Raw genomic sequence first — 22,628 nt, forward strand, 5'->3', positions numbered from 1 at the left:
GCATCGAAACGTGAGCGAATCGAGCGAATTGTCGGCCTACGACACCAGTCGTCGCCCCGAAGACCTCACCGAGTCTGAAAGAGACAAGCTCGAACGCAACTGGACCGAGCTGCTGCAAGAACTGCGGGTGATTCAGACCGGTACGCAGATTCTCACCGGGTTTCTGCTCACACTGCCCTTTCAGGCGAAATTCCAGACCCTCGGCAGCGCGCAAGTGACGCTGTACCTCTGCCTCGTCGTGGGCGCGGCACTCGCGACAGCACTCGCGCTGGCACCGGTGAGCGTTCACCGGGCGCTGTTTCGGCACCGGGCCAAGGCGCAGATCGTGAACACCGGCAACCGCCTGGCCATCGCGACGCTCACGGTCGTCTCTCTCGTACTGACCGGAACCATGGTGTTCGTGTTCGACATGGTGGCCGGTGACGTTGCGGCGATCGTGGCCGGCATCGCTGCGCTGGTGGTACTCGCGGCTCTCTGGGTGGCCTTGCCGCTGGCGGTTCGCCCGCGATGAGCGAGCTCGGGGGCATGGCTGGCGAGCGGGGTGTCTCCGGGCTCAGCCTGCGGGAGCGCCGCGCCAGCAGTGCGCTTCGTGCACTCGACCGACGGGCGATTCTGTACGCCATGCGCCGTGCCACTCACGGCTTCTTTCTGCATCGCGGAATCGACGCGGGCGCGACCCTCACCTTCTTCTCGGCCCTGGCGTTCTTTCCCGCCACGCTCGCGGTGGTCTCGACGGTGGGCCTGCTCGACCCACAGGGTGACGCGGTGCGGGTCATTCTGAACGTCATCGACACCTTCGTGCCGAAGTCGACAGTCGGCACCACTCGGCTGGCCCTCGAGCAGTTCACACGCATGCCCGACCCGTTCTTCACTCTCGTGGTGGGCCTGGCGCTCACCGTCTGGACCGGCGCCAGCTATGCCACCGCGTTCGGCCGCATCGTCAACGGGGTCTATGGAGTCGAAGAGGGCCGCCGCTTCATCAAGCTGCGCCTCCTCATGCTGCTCGAGGCAGTTGTGCTCATCGTGCTGCTGTTCACCATCGCGGTGATCGTGATCATCACCCCCGACGTGGCGAAGACCATCGTGACAACCCTCGGCTGGCCGCCCGTGGCCAGTCTGGTGTGGAGTGTGCTCAAGTGGCCCGCCCTCGCGCTACTTGCGGTATTCACTGTTGTTGTGCTTCACTACGGCACTCCGAACCTGAGGCGCCCACGCATCCGTTTGCTGTCGGTGGGCGCCACATTCTCGATCGTCGCGTGGAGCCTCACGACGGCCGGGTACTCGTTCTACGTGTCGACCTTCGCCGCGTACGACAAGTTCTACGGGCTGCTGGGCGGGGCGATCATCACGCTGATCTGGCTCTTTCTGTCGAACCTCGTGCTGGTCATCGGCGTGGAGGTCGACGCCGAGCTGACGAGGGCCCGGCAACTGCTTCGGGAGATACCGGCTGAGGAGAGCATCCAGGTGCCCCTCAGAGACAATCACCGCAACCTCATTCTCGCCCGGCGGCTCGAGCGCGACACCTCGGAGGGCGTGGCTATTCGCGGGGAGGCACGTCGCCTTCGCCGCCAGCGGCCGCCAGCGAACTGAGCACGGCGTTGCCGCCCGTGAGAACGGCTTCGGCATCGGCGCCCACGATGGGAATGGCCGAGGTGATGGTCTCGAGCCCCGACAGCCGGGCGGGTGAGAGCAGCTTGGTTACGCGCTCGCGGGTCATCAGGTTCGCCTCAACCACGAGGTCGGCGATGTTTCGACCCGTGAGCAGCGCCGTCTTCGCCAGCGCCGACGAGGCCGAGTAGCCGATGTAGGGCGTGAGGGCTGTCACGACCCCCACCGAGGTGGAGACAAGCCGGTCGAGCCGGTCGACGTTCGCGGTGATGCCGTCGACGCAGTTGATACGCAGGGTGCGAAAGCCCTGCGTCATCCAGGCGATGCTCTGCAGCAGCGAGTGCGCGATGACGGGCTCGAAGGCATTGAGCTGCAGTTGGCCACCTTCGGCCGCCATGGTGACCGTGACGTCGGCACCCGCCACCGAGAAGGCGATCTGGTTGACCACCTCGGGAATCACCGGGTTCACCTTGCCCGGCATGATGCTCGAGCCGGCCTGGCGCGGCGGCAGGTTGATCTCGCCGAACCCCGCCTGCGGGCCGCTCGAGAGCAGGCGCAGGTCGTTGCAGATCTTGCTCAGCTTGATGGCAGACCGCTTCAGGATGCCCGACAGCTGCATGAACACCCCCGCGTCGCTTGTGGCCTCGATGAGGTCGGGGGCCGTGACGTACTCGAAGCCGGTGAGCTGGCGCAGGTGCCGCCGCACCGCGTCGGCGTAGCGCGGGTCTGCCGTGATGCCGGTGCCGATGGCCGTGGCGCCGAGGTTGATCTCCCAGAGCAGCGGAACCGTCTCGGCCATGCGCTGGTTGTCTTCGGTGAGGGTCGTGGCGAAGCCGTGGAACTCTTGCCCGAGGGTCATGGGCACCGCGTCTTGCAGCTGTGTGCGGCCGATCTTCAGCACGTCGTTGAATTCGACGCCCTTCAGAGCGAATGAGTCGCGCAGCAACTCGTGCTCGGCAAGCAGGCGCTGCAGACCGAAGCACAGCGCGAGCTTCACCGCCGTGGGGTACACGTCGTTCGTGCTCTGGCTGCGGTTCACGTCGTCGAGCGGGTGCAGCACGCTGTAGCTGCCCTTGGGTTCGTCGAGCAGGCCGAGCGCGATGTTCGTGAGCACCTCGTTGGCATTCATGTTGGTCGAGGTGCCGGCACCGCCCTGGATGACCCCCACCACGAATTCGTCGTGAAACCGGCCGTCGCGAACCAGCTGGCATGCCTCGTCGATGACGCGCGCCTTCTCGGCGCTCAGCACACCGATCTCGGCGTTCGCCCGCGCCGCCGCCTGCTTCACGATGACAAGAGCATTCACGAGGTCGGGGTAGACCGAGATGGCCCGGCGACTGATGGGAAAGTTCTCGAGCGCGCGGGCGGTGTGGATACCCCAGTAGGCGTCGACCGGAATCTCGACCGACCCCAGAGAGTCTGTCTCGGTGCGGGTCAGGGCAGCACCAGTGCTGCTCAGCGGTACGTCAGGGCTTGTCTCGTAGTTGTTCGGCACCACAAAAACGTTACTCGGTGGCGGCCGGGTCAGGTGAGTTTTCTGAGGAATCCGCGAATGAACGCGTCTTTCTTCTGCGTGAACGGCGGATACACGAGGTTAAACGTGTCGGGCTTCAGAATCTTGCTCAGCACGGCCTTCTCGTGGCTGAACACAGCGAGACTTCGTTCGCCGTGGTACGAACCCATACCGCTCTGGCCCACACCCCCGAACGGCAGCGTCTGCACGAGCAGGTGGGCCGCGGGCACGCCGAATGCCAGAGCGCCAGAAGAGGTCTGTGTGGTGAACCGGCGCCGGGTGGCCTTCGACTCGCTGAACACGTAGAGCGCGAGCGGCTTGTCGCCCGCGTTGATGAAGTCGATGGCGTCGCTGAGCGAGTCGACCGTGACGATCGGCAGAATCGGGCCGAAGATCTCTTCTGACATGATGGGTGCGTCACGGCTGACGCCCGAGAGCACGGTGGGGGCGATGTAGCGGGTGCGGGCATCCGAGTCGCCTCCGGTGACAACCGTTTCGCCCTCGAGCAGGCCGACGAGGCGCTCGAACTGCCTGTCGTTGACGATGCGACCGTAGCTGTCGCTCGATGCGGGGTCACTGCCGTAGAACTCGGCAATCGTATCGACCAGCAGCGCTCCCAGCTTCGCGGCGATGGCCGGGGTGGTGAGCAGGTAGTCGGGTGCGACGCAGGTCTGGCCGGCGTTCATGAACTTGCCCCACGCGATGCGGTGGGCCACCACGCGAAGATCGACGGTGTCGTCGACGTACACCGGTGATTTGCCGCCCAGCTCGAGGGTGACGGGAGTGAGGTTCGCGACGGCTGCCTGCATGACGATGCGGCCCACGCGCCCGTTGCCGGTGTAGAAGATGTGGTCGAAGCGTTCAGCCAGCAGCTGGGTGGTCTCGTCGACTCCGCCCTCGATGAGCGCGACGGCGTTGCTGTCGAAGTACCGGGCGAAGAGGCGGGCGAACACCGCCGAGGTGGCGGGGGCGAGCTCGCTGGGCTTCGCCGCGACAGCGTTGCCCGCGGCGAGCGCCCCGATGATGGGCACGAGCAGCAGTTGAACGGGGTAGTTCCACGGCGCGATCACGAGCACCACGCCCAGCGGCTCTTTCACGACGTGCGCTGACGAGGGGGCGATGAGCAGCGGGGTCGAGACCCGCTTCGGCCGCAGCCACTGACGCAGGTGCTTCAGGGTGTGGTCGATCTCGGCGATCACGAATCCGATCTCGGTGAGCTGGGCCTCGGCCGGGTTCTTCTTGAGGTCGGTGAGCAGCGCCTGCTCGATGTCGCTCGTGTTGTCGATGAGCAGCGCGCGCAGTGCCTTCAGCTGCCGGATGCGCCACGCAGTCGGCTTCGTGACGCCCCGGTCGAACGTGCCGCGCAGCCGCTCGACGGTGCTGATGATGCTGGTGATGCTGCTGGTGCTGGTGACGGCCGTGGGGCGAGCCGCAGAAGGCGGCGTTGCCTCAGAACCGGTGCCCTGCTGGCTCGGTGCGTCGATGCTCATGACTCATCGTATGCCGATCATGCTCCCTGGCGCGGGTGCAGTGCGATCGTTCTGCTCCTCAGCCGAATCAGACGGTATAGCGCGGGTGCAGAGTGATGGCGCTGCCGACGCGGCGGCGTGAGCTGTACGGCGGCCATTCTGCTTCTGGATGCCCGGGGTCGCCGATGGGCGTCGGAGTGCCGGTGCGCGCAAAAGCCGCCCACGACCGTCGGAGCTGGAGCCCAGTCTTCTCGAGGTCGGCCCATACTGCGCCCCCCAGCATCGGCGAGCCGCGCCAGAACTCTTCGTCGGCCCAGAAGAACGGGAGCTCGAGGCAGTGGCACGCTCCCCACGGAGTGCCCATTGGTCGCCAGTCGAGGCGATAGGTGAACACCCGCGCTCCGGCCGCCGCGAACGCTCCCGCGAGCGCGAGGCTCGGGGCACCGAACACGCGCCGAGTAAGGGCAGCCGACAGTGGTTCTGTGGCGGGGCGCAGCAGCCGCGAGGCCCGAGCCCGGCGGAGCGCGCCGACCACCTCGAGAAACGCGCTGAAGTCGTCACGGTTGTACCCGATCAACACGTCGACGGCCGGAGCACGTCTGGCCCAGCGCTCGGCCCGCTCGGCTTTCGCCGGCACCGGCCAGACACCCGGGGTGGGCGCGTAGGGCATCCCGCCCGTGAGCCGGTCGCCGTGCAGGCCCTCACCCGCGCGCACCTGCGCCTCGAGTAGTTGCTGAACGCTCGCGTCGCGGGGGTGCACCTGGCCGAGGGCACGCACCACGTTGGCGCCCAGCTCGACGGCCAGCACCTCGCGGGCGGTGTCGAGCCCGAGGGGTGGGCTCTGCAGAATTGCACGAGAGAAAAGGCCATCGGCCTCGGGGATGGCGAGCAGCTGGGCTATCGCGTCTGCCCCGGCTGACTGCCCGAACAGCGTCACCGTCGATGGGTCTCCCCCGAACGCGGCGATGTTCTGTTTCACCCACGCCAGCGCAGCGAGCTGGTCGAGCACCCCCAGGTTCGCCGGTACGGCATCGCCTGCCTCGGGCTCACCGGGAGCGAGGGGTACGTAGCCGAACACGCCGAGCCGATAGTTCAGGCCCACTACGATCACGTCGCCGTCGGCCACCAGCCGCGCCGGGTCGTAGATCTCCCCCGCGCCAGAACCGTTCACGTACGCTCCACCGTGAATCCACACCATCACGGGCCGCAGGGGCGCACCCTCACCTAACGCCGCCCGCGGAATGGTGATGTTCAGAAAAAGGCAGTCTTCAGCCATCGGCGGCGTGCCCTTGGGCAACGCCAGCAGCGCGAGCCCGAAGGGCGGCTGCGGGCACATCGGCCCGTCTGCGCGCGCTTCCCGGATGCCCGTCCACTCCGGTGCCGCCACGGGAGCCTCGAATCGCTCCGCCGTCGCATACCGCACCCCGCGAAATCGAACCAGTTCGCCCTCGATCGAGCCCCGCAGGGTTCCGGATGCCGTCACCACGTCGTACGAAGCCGCCCCGTCGGGCGCCGCTGGCCATCCGCCCGCCGTCACCGGTGCCCCGCCGATCGGTACACCCGCACCAGCACGCGCACCAGCCCCTGCACCCGTACCTGCACCTGCACCCGCACTCACCGCCGCACCGCCGTCGGTCACCGGCCCGCCAGCACGTCTTCGAGGGTGCGCGGCGCGTGCCCGGTGAGCAGCGCCACGTCGGCCGAGACGGCCTCGAGCTCGCCGTCACGGATGCCCGTGTACGTGCTCACCCATGCGTCGACCATGAACGCCGGCGCGTTGAACTTCGCGCGAGACGCGTAAGCCTCGTCGACGCTTTCGTTCTGGAACGTCACCGTTCGCCCGGTGGCCTTCGTCGTTCGCTCGGCCAGTTCACCGAACGTGAGGGTCTCGCCGCCGGTCAGCTCGTACAGCGCACCGCGATGCTCGCCCGGTGCGAGCAGTACGGTCACGGCGGCGTCGGCGACATCGGCCCGCGCCACGGCGGCCATGCGCCCGTCACCGGCCGGGCCCCTGATGACGCCGTTCTCGTCGGCGAACGCGACCAGCACGTCGAGATAGAAATTGTCGCGCAGAAACGTGAAATCGAGCCCGCTGGCACGGATGACTTCCTCGGTTCTGCCGTGGTCTCGCGCCAGCGTGAAACTGGCATCGGGCCCGGCCCCCGTGAACGACGTGTAGACGATGTGCTGAACCCCGGCCTCGATGGCCGACTGGATGAACTGCACATGCTCGGCGACCCGGTCGGTCGACTCGGCCGCCGACACCATGAACAGCACGTCGACACCCTCGAGCGCCTCCCGACCAGCCCTGGCATCGCTGTATTCGGTCACCCCGACCGTGACGTCGACGTCACCCGCCCTTCCTGCAGCCGCCGCAGCACCCGCGAAGTCGGGAACCCGAGCAGCGTCACGCACGATCGCACGAAAGCCCTGCCCGTGCGAGGCGAGCAGACGCCCGACGGCACCGCCGATGTTGCCCGTCACTCCCGTCACACCGATCGTGTACGCCCTGCTCGTCGCGTCAGCCCTGTTCGCTGCGTCAGCCCCGAGCCCTCGTTCTGTTGTCATGCAGAAACCCTACGCGCGGCCCGCGTGCAACTGCTCGATGATCTCGAGAACCTCCTGCGAATCTGCCGCATCCACCGGCAACGCCGACCCCGTTGTCAGAGCGTCACCCAGCTGTGAGTAGAACGCAGAGTAGTCTCCGCGTTCAAGCGGCACCCGGCGAGTGTCACCGTCGACGCCCACTTCGGCCCATGCCGACTCGGGCTCGATGCCGTACGCGGCGTCGCTCGGCAGCATTCCACCCTTCAGCGCGGCCTCCTGGCCGTCGAGCCCCCACTTCGTGAAGGCTGAGCGCGAGCCCAGCACGTGAAACCGTGCACCCTTCTGGGCGGCGAGCCCGTTCATCCAGAGCTGGCTCTGCACTCCCGAGGTGTGCCTCAGGGCGACGAACGCGTCGTCGTCAGCCGAACCGCCCGCACGCCGCGTGCGCACCTCGGAGTACACCTCATCGATCGGCCCGAACAGCTGTAGCGCCTGGTCGATCAAGTGGGTACCGAGGTCGAACAGAATGCCGCCACCCTCGCTCACCGTGGCCTCGTTCTTCCACGCCTTGCCGCCCTGGGGCCGCCACCACTCGAACCGCGACTCGAACCGGTACACGTCGCCGAGTTCGCCCGCGCCGAGCAGCTTCGCCAACGTGAGGTAGTCGGCGTCCCATCGCCGGTTCTGGAACACCGTGAGCGCCTGGCCCAGCTCGGCCGCCCTGGCCACGAGGTGCGCACCCTGCGACGAGTTCGCGGCGAACGGCTTGTCGACGACGACGGCCAGCCCGGCTTCGAGTGCCGTGAGCGCCAGCGGGTAGTGCGTGACGGGCGGCGAACCGATCACGACCAGGTCGTACTCGTCGGCGTGGTCGAACAGTTCATCGGTGTTTCTGAGAACGCGGGCCGATGGATGCAGCACCCCCGCCTCTGCCACCCGTTCGGCGTTGCCCGTCACTATGGCTGACAGCTCGAACCGGGGGTCTGCCGCAACGAACGGCGAGTGGAACACCCGCCCCGACAACCCGAAACCGATCACCGCCGTTCTGATCGGTTCGGTCAGGAGATGCGGGCTACGTGCGCCAGAAACGGTGGTCATGATTGCAGCCTATCCGGCCCGGATCGGCGGGAACACGGGCCTCGCCGGGTATCCATTCCCCTACGGGAATACAAACCGGTTAGTTGCTGTTGGCTAACGAGTGACTGACTCCTCCCAGACCGACGGCCCGAGCATCCTGACCGCCCGCGAGAGGAGGCGCCTCACCCGACCTGAGAACGAACGTGCCATCATCGCCACCCTCGCGTTCACCGGTCTGATCGCTGCGTTCATGCAGACGCTCGTGACGCCCATCGTGCCCGAACTGCCCCAGCTGCTGAACACGACTGCGTCGAACTCGACGTGGGTTCTCACCGCGACACTGCTCTCTGCCGCCATCACCACCCCCATCAGCGGCCGACTCGGCGACATGTTCGGCAAGCGTCGCCTTGTTCTCGTTCTTCTCGCGCTGCTGCTCGCCGGGTCGATCGTGTCTGCCGTGTCGAATGACATCGTTCCGATGATCGCGGGCCGCGTTCTGCAGGGCGCAGGCCTCGGCGTCATCGCCCTCGGCGTGAGTATTCTGCGTGACGTGCTGCACCCGAAACGCCTGGGCGCAGCCGTCGCCCTGGTGAGCGCCACACTCGGCATCGGCGGCGCAGTGGGCCTGCCCGTCTCCGCGCTCATCGCCCAGAACCTCGACTGGCACTACCTGTTCTGGCTCTCGGGGTTGCTCGCGCTGATCGGGTTCGGCCTGGTCTACTTCATCGTTCCCGTCAGCACCCTCCGCACCGGCGGTCACTTCGACATCATTGGTTCGGTCGGCTTCGCCATCGGCCTGGTGGGTATCCTGCTGGCCGTCTCGAAGGGTGGCGAGTGGGGCTGGTCGAGCCCCGTCACGCTCGGGATGCTCGCCGGTGGCGTGCTCGTACTGCTCGCGTGGGGCTGGTTCGAGTTGCGTTCGAAGAACCCTCTGGTCGACCTGCGCATCGCCGCCCGCCGACCGGTGCTGCTCACCAACCTCGCCTCGATCACCGTGGGGTTCGCGTTCTTCGCCAGCGCAGCCGTTCTGCCCCAGCTGCTCGAGTCGCCCACCTCCACGGGGGTCGGACTCGGCCAGAGCCTGCTCGTCGCCAGCCTCTGCCTCATGCCCAGCGGCCTGGTGATGTTCTTCATGTCGCCGGTCGCCGCCCGCCTCAGTGCAGCTCGCGGCCCGCGGGTCAGCCTCATTCTCGGCGGGGTCATCATCGCCATCGGATACGCAGTGGCAATCGGGCTGATGACCGAGGTCTGGCACGCAGTGGTGGTCGCCACAGCCGTCGGTTTCGGCGTGGGTTTCGCTTACGCGGCAATGCCCACCCTCATCATGCACGCGGTGCCGGCCAACGAGACGGCGGCCGCCAACGGGCTGAACTCGGTGATGCGCAGCCTCGGCTCCACCGTGGCCGCCGCCGTGCTCGGCCTCATTCTTGCCTCGAGTGCTGTTGTCGTGAACGGGCACGCCATTCCGACGCAGTTCTCGTTTCAGCTCTGCTTCGCCATCGCGGCGGTCGTGGCGCTGCTCGGCGTCGTTGCCGCGTTCTTCATTCCGCGTCGCGAACCCGCTTATGAGACGGCAAGCATACCCGTCATCAGCTCACCAGCACGAGTGGGAACAGGCGCAACGGCGTGAGCCCTGTGAACCACTTAGGGTGAGCAGCAATGGAAACCCCTGAACTGCTGCTCATCCTGGCCGGATCGCTCGCGGTCAGCGCTTTCGCGCGCTGGCGGGGCTGGCCGGCCCCGCTTCTGGTGGTGGCTGTGGCGCTCGGAGTCTCGCTGATTCCGGCGGTGCCCGACGTGGAGATCAACTCCGAGGTGATTCTCACCATCATCCTGCCGCCGCTTCTGTATTCGGCCGCGCTCGACGTGTCGTTTCAGAACTTCAACCAGAGCCTCCGGCAGATTCGCCGGCTCGGCATCGGCCTCGTCATCGTGACTGCTCTCGTGGTGGGTGGGGTGGCCTATCTGCTCGTACCCTCCCTCACCCTCCCCGGTGCACTGCTGCTCGGTGCGGTGGTCTCGCCACCCGACGCCGTGTCGGCAAGCGCGATCGGCCGCCGTCTCGGCCTGCCCCGCCGGGTGATGACGGTGCTGTCGGGCGAGAGCCTCATCAACGATGCCGCCTCGCTCACCCTGTTCAAAGTGTTCGTGGCCGTCATCGGCGGCTCGGCACTGAGCTTCGGCGGTGTGCTCTGGATGTTCGTCGTGACCATCGTCGTCGGAATCGCCGTGGGGCTCGCCCTCGGTTACGTGGTGCAGTTCATTCGCGTGCGCATCGGCGACTCCCTCGTGGGCGCGACCCTGGGGCTGCTCGTGCCGTTCGGCGCCTACGCCGCTGGTGAGGCGCTGCACGGGTCTGGCGTTCTGGCGGTGGTCGCAGCGGGGCTCTACATCGGCTACAACTCACCGCGAACCGGTTACGAGACTCGTCTGCAGGAGCGGCCGGTGTGGGCGTCGATTGACCTGCTGCTCGAGGGATTCGTCTTCGCTCTGATCGGCTTACAGGTGAGCAGTGTGGCCTCGGATGTCGCCCGCAGCTCACTCGGCCTGCTGCCGTCGCTGACACTCGCGGTCGTGGTTCTCGCGGTGGTCATTCTGGTGCGCCCGGCATTTGTGTTCGCGGCGTACTACCGCACGAGGCTACGGTACGGGCGCATCAGAAACCAGCCGGGCATCCGGAGCCTGCCGCTCGTTCGGCGTCTGCGGTCACGCCTTGAGAAGCCGGAGCCTGACCTGAGCTGGCGGGAACTCACCGTGATCTCGTGGACGGGAATGCGCGGTGTGGTGACACTCGCCGCCGCCGCGGCCGTGCCCGCGATGACCGCGGCCGGGGCGTTCGCCGAGCGCGACACGATCACCCTTGTGGCGTTCGTGGTGACGGTGGGCACGCTGCTACTGCAGGGGCTCACGCTGCCGTGGGTGATCACCCGGTTGGGTGTCATCGACTCGGGTCAAGACGAACGAGACCGCGAAGACGAGGTGCGTATCTTCGAGCTCACGGTGCGGGAGACGAACGAATACGTGGAGAGGCACCACGACGAGTGGGCGGCCAAGTACGGCGGAGAAGAACTCGACCGGTCGCTCTCCATTCTGCAGAAGCAGTACGAAAGGCAGGTCGCCGTGCTGCTCGACGAGAACGAACTCGAGCAGCAGGAGATCGACGCGGCCGGAGTCGACACGACCGCTGCTTCGCATCCTCGGCTCAGCGGCCCGCAGCTCACAGAGCTGCGGCACGAACTCATCGAACACCGCCGCTCGATCGTGCTGCGCGAGCGCAACGCTGGCGAGCTCGACGAAGAGGTCATGCGCAGTGTGCTGCGCGGAATCGACGCCGAGGAGCTTGCCCTCGACACCTCGACGATGACCCGCAACCGAAACTGAGCGGGCGAAACTAGGCTGTGCTGACATGATCTCTCGCGATGCGGTGACAACGCCGGGTTCGGGTCTGCCCTCCCCCAGGCCATTCAGTGCAGCGTGGGCGGTGGCACGCTTCGGGTTCTCCCGGCGGCACTACGCCGGTCGGCGCGCGGCGGGCGTCGAGGTGCACGACAGCATGCTCACCGTGCTCACGGAGAACACCGAGAACACCGGCGGCCCAGACCGTGTGCGACTGCGGAGGTTCGCTACTCCTTCGACGCCAGACGATTCACCGCTGGTACTCGTGTTTCCCGATGCCTCGAGTCTTGCCGGACTCGCTTCGCGAAGCGGCGAATGGCTCTCCAGTTCGATCGCCCACGCCCTGCCGGTGACGGTCGTGGTCGTGCAGATCGAGCAGTCGGTCATCGACGACCGGGAAGCGGCCTTTCAGGTTCTCACGTCGTTCCTGGGTGGCGCGTACACGAAAATCGCTCTGGTCGGCGTCGGTACCGGGGCTGCGCTGGCTTCTCGAACGGCCATGCGCCTGCGCGACGACCCTGCTTTCGATGCCGGTGGCGTGCAGGTGCTCCGCCAGGCGCTGATCGACTCCGACTTTCAGCTGCTGCTCGGCCCACCGAGCACAGCCGTCGCCCTCCGCACGTCACTGGTGGCCCGGCTCAGCGAGCTTCCGCCCACTCTCGTCCAGCAGAGCGCCACCCGGCTGGGCACGTCCCGTGCGGGCGCGGGCGAGGCAGTGGTGGCTGAGGGCGTGAGCTTCGCCGAAGACCTACCCGAGCTGCTCAAGCAGGCCGGGGTTGCCGTTCGGGCCATCGAGTACCCCGCATCTGCCCTCAGCTGGGCCGACTACCCCCGCGCGGTGAAGACTGCAGCGCGCTCGCTCGCCGATCTGGTGGCGTTCCTCGACCGCGGCATCGTGACCGACGGATTCGACACGGTTCCGGCGTGGAACCTGCACTGAGCATCCGGAGCCTGCCAACCGGCGGGCGCAACGCGTCGGCCTTTCACCTCGTATTGTTGAAGCACGCACGTCTCGAACCGGGAGCACACTGATGAGCACGCACCCACCTGACTTCCTCGGTGCCGATTCCCCGCGTGCCGATTCCCCGCGTGCCGATTCCCCGCATGCCGATTCCCCGGGCGCCGACGCCCGCGGGCCCTCTTCGGCCAACGTCGAACCCGGTGCCGGATCAGCACACCACGTCGTGGCCGACCCTGCGAAGACCTCGCACGGCCGGGCCCGGCACTGGTTGCTGCAGGGGCTCGTCGACCAGTCGGGCCGCTACCAGGGCTCGTACGGCGTCAAGGCCGAAAAGACGCACACGTGGTGGCGCGTCATGTGCCTGACCGGCGTCGACTACTTCTCGACCCTCGGCTACCAGCCGGCCATCGCGGCTCTCGCCGCCGGGCTGCTGTCGCCCTTCGCCACCATCGTTCTGGTGTTGCTGACACTGTTCGGCGCCCTGCCGGTGTACCGCCGTGTAGCCCGCGAGAGTTTCAAGGGCGAAGGCTCGATCGCCATGCTCGAGCGGCTGTTGCCCTGGTGGGGCGGCAAGCTCTTCGTGCTCGTGCTGCTCGGATTCGCCGCCACCGACTTCATGATCACCATCACCCTGTCGGCCGCTGATGCCACAGCGCACGCGATCGAGAACCCGTTCGCTCCGTCGTGGTTCCACGGCAACGAGGTCATCATCACGCTGGTGCTCATCGCTCTGCTCGGCGCCGTGTTCATCCGCGGCTTCAAAGAGGCCATCGGCATCGCCACTGTTCTGGTCGCCGTCTACCTGGTGCTGAACCTCGTCGTGGTCATCGTGGCCGTCGGCCACGTCGTGGGCAACACCGTCGTGATCACCGACTGGTGGAGCGCCCTGAACGCGCAGCACGGCAATCCACTGGTGATGGTCGGCATTGCTCTCATCGTGTTTCCGAAGCTCGCGCTCGGCCTCTCAGGCTTCGAGACCGGAGTCGCCGTGATGCCGCAGATCACCGGCGCAGCGACCGATACCCCCGCGAACCCAGCCGCGCGCATCCGGGGCACCTGGCGACTGCTGACCACGGCCGCGGTGATCATGAGCACGTTCCTGATCGCCACGAGCATTGTGACCACGCTGCTCATACCGCAGGCCGAGTTTCAGCCCGGCGGCGCGGCGAACGGCCGCGCGCTCGCCTTTCTCGCCCACGAGTACCTCGGCAGTGGGTTCGGCACCTTCTATGACATCAGCACCATCTGCATTCTGTGGTTCGCCGGTGCGTCAGCCATGGCCGGCCTTCTGAACCTGGTGCCGCGCTACCTCCCCCGCTACGGCATGGCGCCGCAGTGGGTCAGGGCCGTGCGCCCGCTCGTGCTGGTCTTCACGGGCATCGCGTTTCTCATCACCGTCGCCTTCAAAGCGAATGTGGATGCCCAGGGCGGCGCCTATGCGACCGGAGTGCTCGTGCTCATCACGTCGGCGTCGGTTGCGGTGACCCTGTCGGCCAAGCGGCAGAAGCAGCCCAAGCGCACCATCGGATTCGGCATCGTCTCGATCGTCTTTCTCTACACCACGGTCGCCAACGTGTTCGAACGGCCCGACGGTGTTCGTATCGCCGCCCTGTTCATTCTGGGCATCCTGGTCATCTCGCTGGTGTCACGGGTGCAGCGCAGCTTTCAGTTGCGGGCCACCTCGGTGACGCTCGACGAGTCGGCGCTCGAGTTTCTCCGCGCCGATGCCGAGCGGGGGGTCATCCACCTGATCGCCAACGAGCCTGACGACGGCAGCGCGCTCGAGTACCGCATCAAGAACAAAGAGGAACGCCACGACAGCCACATTCCCACCAGCGCGAAGATCATCTTCGTAGAGGTGTACCCGGCCGACTCGTCGAACTTCGAAGAAGACCTGGTGGTTCGCGGGGTCATGAAGCACGGCTATCGCGTGCTCGAGGTGCGAAGCGGCAACGTGCCGAACACGCTCGCGGTGGTGCTGCTGACCATTCGAGACGAGACCGGAGTGGTGCCCGAGATCTACTTCGAGTGGACCGAGGGCAACCCGGTGTCGAACATGCTGAAATTCTTGATCACCGGTGGCGGAGAGGTGGCCCCGGTCACCCGTGAAGTGCTGCGCGAGGCCGAGAAAGACGTCAGGTTGCGCCCCGCGGTCCACGTGAGCTGACTGCGGCCGAGTGGGTTTCGGCTGGGCTGGTTTCGGCTGGGCTGGTTTCGGCTGGGCTGGCTGCGCTTCAACGAACGCAGCTCCTGGGAGAACAGCTCACGCGAGTGGGCCAGTTCGAGCCGCATCTCCTCGATCTGAGCCGACAGTGCGTCGATGTGTTCGACGTTCGCGCGAAGCCCGCGCGTCTCGCCGCTGCGCACCCGCTCGACCAGCCAGCTCGCGAGGGTGGCGGTGACCACACCGAGCAGGGCGATGCCGGCCATCATGAGCCCCACCGCAATCAGCCGACCCTCGAACGTGACGGGTGTGTAGTCGCCGTAGCCCACTGTGGTGATGGTGACGAAGGCCCACCACAGGGCGTCACCGATGGTGCGGATGTTCGCACCCGGCACGTTCTGCTCCGCGTCGAGCACACCGAGCGCTGCGATGACCACGAGCATGCCCGCCGAGCCGATGACGTACACGGCGACCCGGCCGCGGAATGCCGTACCGGCCGTGCGTTGCAGCACCGTGAAAAGCATCACGAGGCGCAGCAGCCTGAGCGGCCGCAGCAGCGGAAGCGCCACGATCAGAAACTCGAGAAAGTGCACGAAGAACCAGTGCAGACGGCGAGGTGCCAACAGGAGTTCGACCACGTAGTCGACAACGAAGACGCCCCACACCGCCCACATGACAATCTCGGCGTACATGTGCGAGTTCGCCTGCAGGTTGCCGATCACATCCCACGAGTACGCGACCAGAAAGAGCAGCGACACCCCCGTCAGCGGCCATTCCATCATCGTGTTCCAGGCCAGCTGACCCTCTGCACCGCGTCTGAAGCCGAACATCGAACCGCCCCCGTCTCGTAGGCGCTGCCCTGTACCGAGAACGGGCAGAGCATGGTCTGAAGTTTACCCATCACGGCCACGACCGGCCTCACCCTCGTTCGGGGCAACCCGCCTGTTCACGGCGGGTCACATCACCTCGACGGCAACCACTTCTTCGCGTCTGTGAATTCGGCCCGGGCCCGCGCATACTCGGCGAGAGCCTGGTCTGAGCGTACTTGCTCGAGGGCGTGCAGCCGGCCGAATCCGAAGGTGTTCTCTCCCTCAGCAGAAGCGACGGCTGAGGTACTGACCAGCAGCTCTTGCAGGGTGAGGCTGTCGCGGTACTCCCCCAGCGCATCCTGCACCCGTTCGGCAGCGCCCGCGAGACGCCTGGCCTTGTCGCCGAAAATGGCGGTGTCGCCCGAGCTGACGGCCTCGACACCGAAGCGCAGTCGGCGGGCGGCCTTTCGTACGTGGTGGATGCGCAGGTTCCACTCCTCGGGATTCGCCGCGTCGTTCACGGCCGCCATGCGTTCCCGTACCCGCCGATAGTCGTCTGAAATTCCTTTGGCGAGGGCCTTCGCGGCAGGCCGTTCAGATTTCGGGTTGAACGAAGGCATGGCGCTGAACGCTTCGAGGGCATCCAGAAGCCTGAAATACCGCGCACTCGACATCAGACGGCGAAGGTAGGCCAGCGCACGCTGGTACTCGGCCTCTTTGCTGACGACCAGCCGCGCCAACACGGCTTCGTGCATGCGCTTGTTCGACTGCGAGCGCACCAGGTCGCGCGCCCGATCGTGCATCACCTGCGGGTCGCGGGCGTCGCCGAGAACGCCGCCGAACGCCCTCAGCTCGCTTTCCAGGTGTTTCGCCTCTGGTGACGACAGAATTGAACGGTAGGTGGCCAGCACACTGCGCAGTCGACGAACGGATGAGCGCATGGTGTGCACGGCACCCGCCTCGTCTTGGCGCACCAGAGGGTCGGCCGCCTTGAGCCTCAGCGTCTGTTCGGCCACGGCCGCTCGCAGTACGTCGCCCGCGCTGCTCTTCGACGTCAGCTCCCAGCGGGGGGCGGGGTCGCCCAGCCGCTCACGACCGAGGGCGTGGGCGAGCTTCGACACGCTCGAGGCGGGCATGGCCCCGGCGCGGCCGAGTTCGTGCTCGATCGCGTCGAGTAGTGCCTGGCGTTTCTTCGGCGAGCCAGGGGCTGCCTCGGCGAGCTCGACCTCCCACTCACGCCACACCCGCACCTGGCCCGACATCACGTCGCCGGCCGACACCAGGTCGTCGCAGATCTCGGCCAGCGCCCGGCCGCTGTCGTCGAAGAGACAGGTTGTGGTGCGCGTGGTGGTCAGGCGCGCGACGGGTGAGACCTCTCGGTCGCGAACGTGCACCATGACCAGGTCGAGCACCGCTTCGGGAATGGGCGACTCGTCGCCGAGCGGCCAGTGCAGCTCCGTGCGCCCCTCGTCGCCCGGGAGCTTGATGTGCCAGCCCTCGTCTGCGCCGCCAACCCTGCGCCGAAGCACGATGCGCTGGGCTGCGAGCGCGAGGTCTGGAGTGTCGAAATAGACGGCTTCAAGGGTCACCGTGTCGGGCTCAGACGCGCTGGCGATCGAGGCTACCCCGATGAGGTCGGGCACCACACTCGAATCTGCCACGTCGTACTTGCGCTCGATCTCGATGTGCACCTGATGGTTCATGCTTTCTACGCTAACGCAGCGGCTAGCGTAGACACATGCACGAGCCTGAGAGCACCCCTGCCCGTACCCCCGCTGTCGCACCGGCCACGGCGCCGGTAGCCGCGAAGATCGCACACACCCGCCGCCACCACGGCGACGAGTTCGTCGACAACTACGAGTGGCTGCGCGACCCCGAGAACGACGAGGTGCTGGCGCACCTCGCCGCCGAGAACACGTTCGCCGACCAGCAGACCGCCCATCTGGCCGGGCTCCGCTCGCGCATCTTCGACGAGATCAAGGCTCGAACGCTCGAGACCGACTTGTCGGTGCCCGTGCGGGAAGGCGAGTGGTGGTACTACACGCGCACGGTCGAAGGCAAGCAGTACGGCGTTCACGCGCGGGCACCCATCAGCGGGCGAGACGACTGGCAGCCGCCGCAACTCGTCGCGGGTGAGCCGGTACCGGGCGAGGTGGTGGTGCTCGACGACAACGTCGAAGCCGAGGGCACCGATTTCTACTCGCTCGGCAGTTTCGACGTGAGCACCGACGGAACCCTGCTCGCCTATGCGATCGACACTGTCGGTGACGAGCGGTACACCCTGCGCATCCGAAACCTGCTGACGGGCGCCGACCTCGCCGATGTGGTCGAGAACACGGCGCCGGGGGCCACCTTCTCTCTCGATGCGTCGCACGTGTTCTACCCGACGGTCGATGACGCGTGGCGGCCCGACACGGTGTGGCGGCACCGGGTGGGCGGCGTTCAGGGCGAGACGAACGCTGACGTCTCCGTCTTCACCGAGCCCGACGAGCGCTACTGGGTGGGGGTGGGGCTCACGCGCAGCCGTAGGTATCTCGAGATCGGCGTGGGTTCGAGCATCACGAGCGAGGCCTACCTGCTCGACGCGGCAGACCCCGAGGGCGAGTTCGCTGTCGTCTGGCCGCGAGTCGAGGGCGTCGAGTATTCGGTCGAGCACGCCGTCATCGGCGGCGTCGACAAGCTCCTCATCACGCACAACCGCAACGGTGACAACTTCGAGCTGGTCGAGGTGCCGGTGGATGCCCCCACCGACTCCGCCCGCCAGCACACCGTTCTGGCGCACGACCCCGAACGCCGGCTCGAGAGCGTCGACGCGTTCGAGACCCACCTCAGCGTTCAATACCGCCGCGATGCGCTCAGCAGGGTGGCGGTCATCCGGCTGGCTGGGACTGGTGATGGCACAGCTGATGGCGCAGGTGTACATGACTCGGCGGGGTACGGCGAACTCGTCGAGCTTCCGTTCGATGAGCCGCTGTTCGCGTCGGGCACCGGCGGCAACCCCGAGTGGCGGCAGCCCACACTACGGGTGGGATTCACCTCGTTCGTGACGCCGTCGACGGTGTACGACTACGTGGTGGCGACGGGTGAACTGCGCCTGCTGAAGCAGCAACCCGTTCTGGGCGGGTACGACTCGTCGCGGTACACGCAGCGGCGCGAGTGGGCCACTGCGCCCGACGGAACCCGCGTGCCCTTGTCGCTGGTGTACCTGACGCCGGGCGACTCCGACGCGCCTGGCGTTGACAACTTCGCGCACACCGGGCCAGCTCCGCTGATTCTCTACGGGTACGGGTCGTACGAGGCGAGCATCGACCCGTCGTTCTCGGTCGCCAGGCTGTCGCTGCTCGACCGGGGGGTGGTCTTCGCCATCGCGCACGTTCGGGGCGGCGGAGAGCTCGGCCGCTGGTGGTACGAGAGCGGCAAGACCCTCACGAAACGAAACACCTTCAGCGATTTCATCGCGGCGGCGCGGCACCTCGTCGAGATCGGCCAGACGACCCCCGAACTGCTCGTCGCTCAGGGCGGCAGCGCGGGCGGGCTCCTGATGGGTGCGGTCGCAAACGACGCGCCTGAGCTGTTCGCGGGCATTCTCGCGCAGGTTCCGTTCGTCGATGCGCTGACGTCGATTCTCGACCCGTCGCTTCCGCTCACCGTCATCGAGTGGGATGAGTGGGGAGACCCCCTCCACGACCCAGAGGTGTATGCGTACATGAAGACGTATTCGCCCTACGAGAACGTGCGTGACGGGGTCAGGTACCCGCGCATCCTCGCTGTCACGAGCCTCAACGACACACGCGTGCTCTACGTCGAGCCAGCGAAATGGGTCGCGCGCCTGCGTGAGGCTGGCGCCGACCCGCTGCTGAAGATCGAGATGACCGCGGGCCACGGCGGCGTCAGCGGCCGCTACGAGCGCTGGAAAGAAACGGCCTACGAATCAGCCTGGATGCTCGACGTTCTCGGCCGCACCCAAACCCCCTGAGCCTATATACCGTTTCGGGCGTGCGCGCACGCCCCGGCCGCGCAGGGTCGTGACTTGTAGGGTGTAAGCATGGCTGAAACATTGACCGACGACCATCGTGACGCCGTTCTCGCTGCGCTTGCCGAATGGATGCCCGCGCAGCGCTGGTTCGCAGGCAAAGGCACCACCCCCGCACTCCGGCTCATCGGCAGTTTCGACGTCGACTCGACTGCATCCGAGACGACGCAAGCCGCCGACGTTCGCGTCGCGACGTGGCTCGTGCTCGACGCCGGAGGGCAGCAGTCGAAGCTCTACCAGGTGCCGCTCACCTTTCGAAGCGAAGCGCTCCCAGCCCTGGCCGCCTCGCTCGTCACGACCCTCACCCCCACCCGCCTGCACGTCTACGACGGCGCCCACGACCCGGCCTACGCCGCCGCGCTTCTCGACCTCATCACCGCTGACGCCGTGACCGACCCCTCACACGGAGTGACGGCGTCGGGCCGCAGCCAGGTCGCCGGGCATCCACTCGTCACCACCGGCGCCAAAGTTCTGAGCGGCGAACAGTCGAACACGTCGATCATCATCAGGGTCGAGGGCCCCGGCGGCGAGCCGCACACGCCCGTCATCTGCAAGGTCTTCCGAGTGCTGCACCACGGCAACAATCCTGACGTCGTGCTGCAGTCGGCCCTCGCTAAAGCCGGGTCGATGAAGGTTCCCGCGTCGATCGGCAGCGTCGTGGGTCAGTGGGATGACACCCGCATGCCCGACGGCCGCACCTCGGGCCACCTCGCCTTCGCGCAGGAGTTCCTGCCGGGTGTGCAAGACGCCTGGCGCGTGGCCCTCGACGCCGTGGCCCGCGATGTTGCCGAAAACGGGCACTCGTTCATCGACGCCGCCCGCGCGCTCGGTGAGGCCACGGCCGAGATCCACCAGACCCTCGCCGACGTGCTGCCCACTCTCGAGCCCTCTCCCGATCTCATTGCGGGGGTCATGGCGAGCATGCGCCGACGCCACGGAGGCGCCGTTCGCGAAGTACCCGAACTCGCCCAGTACAGCGCGGCCATCGAGAAGCTGTTCGCGGCGGCCGAGGCGACTCCGTGGCCACGACTGCAGCGCATCCACGGCGACTACCACCTCGGCCAGGTGCTCGCGCTGCCGAACGGCGGCTGGGTGATCGTCGACTTCGAAGGCGAGCCGCTGCGCCCGATGGTCGAGCGCAGCCAGCCCGACCTCGCGCTCCGCGACATCGCCGGAATGCTGCGCTCGTTCGACTACGTCGCCGGCTCGTACGGCCAGAGCCTCGCGGTCGCATCGGCCGAGAGCGCGCAGAATGATGCCGTGACGGCGGCCGCTCAGTGGGCTCTGGATGCCCGCGCCGCGTTCCTCGACGGTTACATCGCCCGCTCGGGTTTCGACCTGCATGCCAATCACGCCCTGCTCGATGCGTTCGAGATCGACAAGGCGCTGTACGAGGCCATCTACGAGGTGCGAAACCGCCCCACGTGGCTGTCGATCCCGACCACTGCCGTCGCGCGGCTGGCAGGCGACTCCGGCGTCTGACCCGCCCGCAGCCGCGCGCGCTGGCTACCGCTTGAGGTCGCGGGTCGCGGGCCCCTCGAGCAGGGCACCCGACGCGTCGAAGCGCGAGCCGTGCAGAGGGCAGTCCCACGACGCTTCGGCGTTGTTCCAGGTCAGAACCCCGCCGAGGTGCGGGCACACAGCTGAGACCGCGCAGGTACGGCCGTCGACCGTCGAGACACCGGTGGGGCGGAGCCCCGCACGCCCGATCAACCCCTCGCGTTCGTGCGGCTCGGGCAGGGCATCCAGACCCGGGCCGAGCAGAGCCCCAGCCCACCCCTTCAGGGCCCACCAGCCCACCGCCGCGTTCGAGCCGAGGCCTGAGGCGATGGCCACCGGCAACGTGGCGCGGTGGTGCATGACGACGGCCCACTCGGGGCTGTCGCCGAGCACGTCACTGACGAGCGTGAGTGCGGCCATGACTGCGTTGGTCATACCCCACTTGTCGTACCCCGTCGCGAGGTAGATGCGACCGCGACCGCGGGGCAGCCAGCCGACGAACGGAACCCGGTGCGGCGTCTCGTAGTCTTGAGCGCTCCACGAATGGGTGGGCTGGGCGCCCGGAAAGTACCGTTCGGTCCACTCGTGCAGGTCGTCGATCATCAGCTGGGTCGACGGTTCGCGGCCGACCGGATGCCCGTTGCCGCCCACCAGCAACTGAACGCCGTCGCCCGCCTCGCCGAGCCTGGGCCTGACCGGCGCCGTTCGCAGCGACCGGCTCGGCGAGTCGACCGACAGGAACATGCCCTCGGGCAGCTGCGCCGCACCCGCACCACTGCCAGGCAGCGTGTACGACGTCACGTACGACCTCTTCGCGCTCAGCTTCGCGAAGTACAGCCCTCGATCGAGAATCGGCGAGCCCGTGGTGAGGTGCACATGATCGGTGGAGACCTCGCCCCGAGACGTGCGCACCCGCGCGGAGCCCGAATCTCTGGCACCCGCCTTCACCGCGACCACGCGGGTCTGGTCGACGACGACCCCGCCGAGTGCGCGAACGTCGGCGGCCAGTGCCGTGAGCACGTCGAGCGGGTCGAACTGCGCCTGCTCGGGCAGCACGACGGCCCCGAACGTCTCGAACGGCAGGTCGAGCTCGGCCGTGAGGCGAACATCCAGCCCCACCGAGCGCGCGACCCGATACTCCTTCTCGATCGTCGACACCCCGTCGGGCGTACCGGCGTAGCTGACGGCATCCCGAAACTGCACGGCGATGCCCCGTGATTCGATGTAGTCGAGCAGCCAGCGCTGGCCCGCGCGGTTGCCGTCGACGTAGGCCTGGGTCACGGCCTGGTAGGTGTGCGACGTGATGCTCTGCAGTTGGCTGCCCTGCAGCAGCGACAGCTTCGCTGTGGTGTTTCCGCTCGCTGTGGCGCCGATGAAGCGGGCCTCGAGCACGGCCACCTTCTTGCCGGCACGAGCAAACAGCAGCGCGGTGACCAGCCCGGTGAGGCCGGCTCCGACGATCACCTCGTCGTACTTTTCCCCGTCGACGAACGGATCGGTACTGATCGGGTTCGATTCGGCCAGCCAGAGCGATGTCGTCATGCAGTCACA

At 67.2% G+C, this 22,628-nt stretch carries 15 protein-coding genes and 1 pseudogene; 8 read left to right on the forward strand and 8 right to left on the reverse strand.

Going from position 1 to position 22,628, the window contains the following annotated elements:
• The first annotated feature begins 10 nt into the window (after positions 1-10).
• On the forward strand, positions 11-511 hold the full coding sequence (locus QN358_RS06940; RefSeq protein WP_237280247.1) for a DUF6328 family protein: 501 nt from the start codon (positions 11-13) through the stop codon (positions 509-511).
• The gene (locus tag QN358_RS06945) at positions 508-1,590 is read left to right on the forward strand and encodes a YihY/virulence factor BrkB family protein (protein WP_323511959.1); all 1,083 of its coding nucleotides are present in this window, start codon (positions 508-510) and stop codon (positions 1,588-1,590) included. Before QN358_RS06940 ends, QN358_RS06945 begins: the two co-directional genes overlap by 4 nt.
• Here QN358_RS06945 and QN358_RS06950 read toward each other — a convergent pair.
• From QN358_RS06950 to QN358_RS06970, 5 genes are all read right to left on the reverse strand, one after another.
• Positions 1,538-3,067 carry an aspartate ammonia-lyase gene (locus tag QN358_RS06950; protein ID WP_136640971.1) on the reverse strand — a complete coding sequence of 510 codons (1,530 nt, stop codon included), beginning with the start codon at positions 3,065-3,067 and terminating at the stop codon, positions 1,538-1,540. The two genes, QN358_RS06945 and QN358_RS06950, sit on opposite strands and share 53 nt — an antisense overlap.
• A gap of 65 nt (positions 3,068-3,132) precedes the next feature.
• A complete protein-coding gene (locus QN358_RS06955) occupies positions 3,133-4,611 on the reverse strand; it encodes an aldehyde dehydrogenase family protein (protein ID WP_323511960.1) in 1,479 nt (492 codons plus the stop codon).
• A gap of 67 nt (positions 4,612-4,678) precedes the next feature.
• Positions 4,679-6,229, reverse strand: a complete 1,551-nt coding sequence (locus tag QN358_RS06960; protein WP_323511961.1) for a carboxylesterase family protein — start codon at positions 6,227-6,229, stop codon at positions 4,679-4,681.
• Positions 6,226-7,158: an SDR family oxidoreductase gene (locus QN358_RS06965; RefSeq protein WP_323511962.1), complete on the reverse strand. Its 933-nt coding sequence runs from the start codon at positions 7,156-7,158 to the stop codon at positions 6,226-6,228. Before QN358_RS06965 ends, QN358_RS06960 begins: the two co-directional genes overlap by 4 nt.
• A gap of 9 nt (positions 7,159-7,167) precedes the next feature.
• Positions 7,168-8,235 carry a Gfo/Idh/MocA family oxidoreductase gene (locus tag QN358_RS06970; protein ID WP_323511963.1) on the reverse strand — a complete coding sequence of 356 codons (1,068 nt, stop codon included), beginning with the start codon at positions 8,233-8,235 and terminating at the stop codon, positions 7,168-7,170.
• Between the two features lie 100 nt (positions 8,236-8,335).
• Between QN358_RS06970 and QN358_RS06975 the strand changes: the two genes are divergently transcribed.
• From QN358_RS06975 to QN358_RS06990, 4 genes are all read left to right on the forward strand, one after another.
• Positions 8,336-9,844 carry an MFS transporter gene (locus QN358_RS06975; protein WP_272898605.1) on the forward strand — a complete coding sequence of 503 codons (1,509 nt, stop codon included), beginning with the start codon at positions 8,336-8,338 and terminating at the stop codon, positions 9,842-9,844.
• 29 nt (positions 9,845-9,873) lie between these two features.
• Positions 9,874-11,595, forward strand: coding sequence for a cation:proton antiporter (locus tag QN358_RS06980; protein WP_136640943.1), 1,722 nt, complete (start codon positions 9,874-9,876; stop codon positions 11,593-11,595).
• 25 nt (positions 11,596-11,620) lie between these two features.
• Entirely contained in the window at positions 11,621-12,550 is a 930-nt protein-coding gene (locus QN358_RS06985; RefSeq protein ID WP_136640944.1) for an alpha/beta hydrolase, read from the forward strand.
• Positions 12,551-12,641: 91 nt separating this feature from the next.
• The gene (locus tag QN358_RS06990; protein ID WP_416351965.1) at positions 12,642-14,738 is read left to right on the forward strand and encodes an amino acid transporter; all 2,097 of its coding nucleotides are present in this window, start codon (positions 12,642-12,644) and stop codon (positions 14,736-14,738) included.
• A 218-nt stretch (positions 14,739-14,956) separates the two neighbouring features.
• Here QN358_RS06990 and QN358_RS06995 read toward each other — a convergent pair.
• A pseudogene (locus QN358_RS06995) lies at positions 14,957-15,565 on the reverse strand (potassium channel family protein); the annotation flags it as partial.
• Positions 15,566-15,696: 131 nt separating this feature from the next.
• Positions 15,697-17,247: a CYTH and CHAD domain-containing protein gene (locus QN358_RS07000; protein WP_136640945.1), complete on the reverse strand. Its 1,551-nt coding sequence runs from the start codon at positions 17,245-17,247 to the stop codon at positions 15,697-15,699.
• Between the two features lie 35 nt (positions 17,248-17,282).
• Between QN358_RS07000 and QN358_RS07005 the strand changes: the two genes are divergently transcribed.
• Both QN358_RS07005 and QN358_RS07010 read left to right on the forward strand, forming a co-directional pair.
• Positions 17,283-19,520 carry a S9 family peptidase gene (locus QN358_RS07005; protein WP_323511964.1) on the forward strand — a complete coding sequence of 746 codons (2,238 nt, stop codon included), beginning with the start codon at positions 17,283-17,285 and terminating at the stop codon, positions 19,518-19,520.
• A 69-nt stretch (positions 19,521-19,589) separates the two neighbouring features.
• Positions 19,590-21,059: a maltokinase N-terminal cap-like domain-containing protein gene (locus tag QN358_RS07010; RefSeq protein WP_323511965.1), complete on the forward strand. Its 1,470-nt coding sequence runs from the start codon at positions 19,590-19,592 to the stop codon at positions 21,057-21,059.
• A gap of 24 nt (positions 21,060-21,083) precedes the next feature.
• On the opposite strand, the gene QN358_RS07015 is transcribed toward QN358_RS07010, so the two are convergent.
• Entirely contained in the window at positions 21,084-22,619 is a 1,536-nt protein-coding gene (locus QN358_RS07015; protein WP_323511966.1) for an FAD-dependent oxidoreductase, read from the reverse strand.
• Between the last annotated feature and the right edge of the window lie 9 nt (positions 22,620-22,628).

The organism is Subtercola sp. RTI3, from assembly GCF_035018625.1.
In the GTDB taxonomy this organism is placed as follows: Bacteria; Actinomycetota; Actinomycetes; order Actinomycetales; family Microbacteriaceae; genus Subtercola; species Subtercola vilae.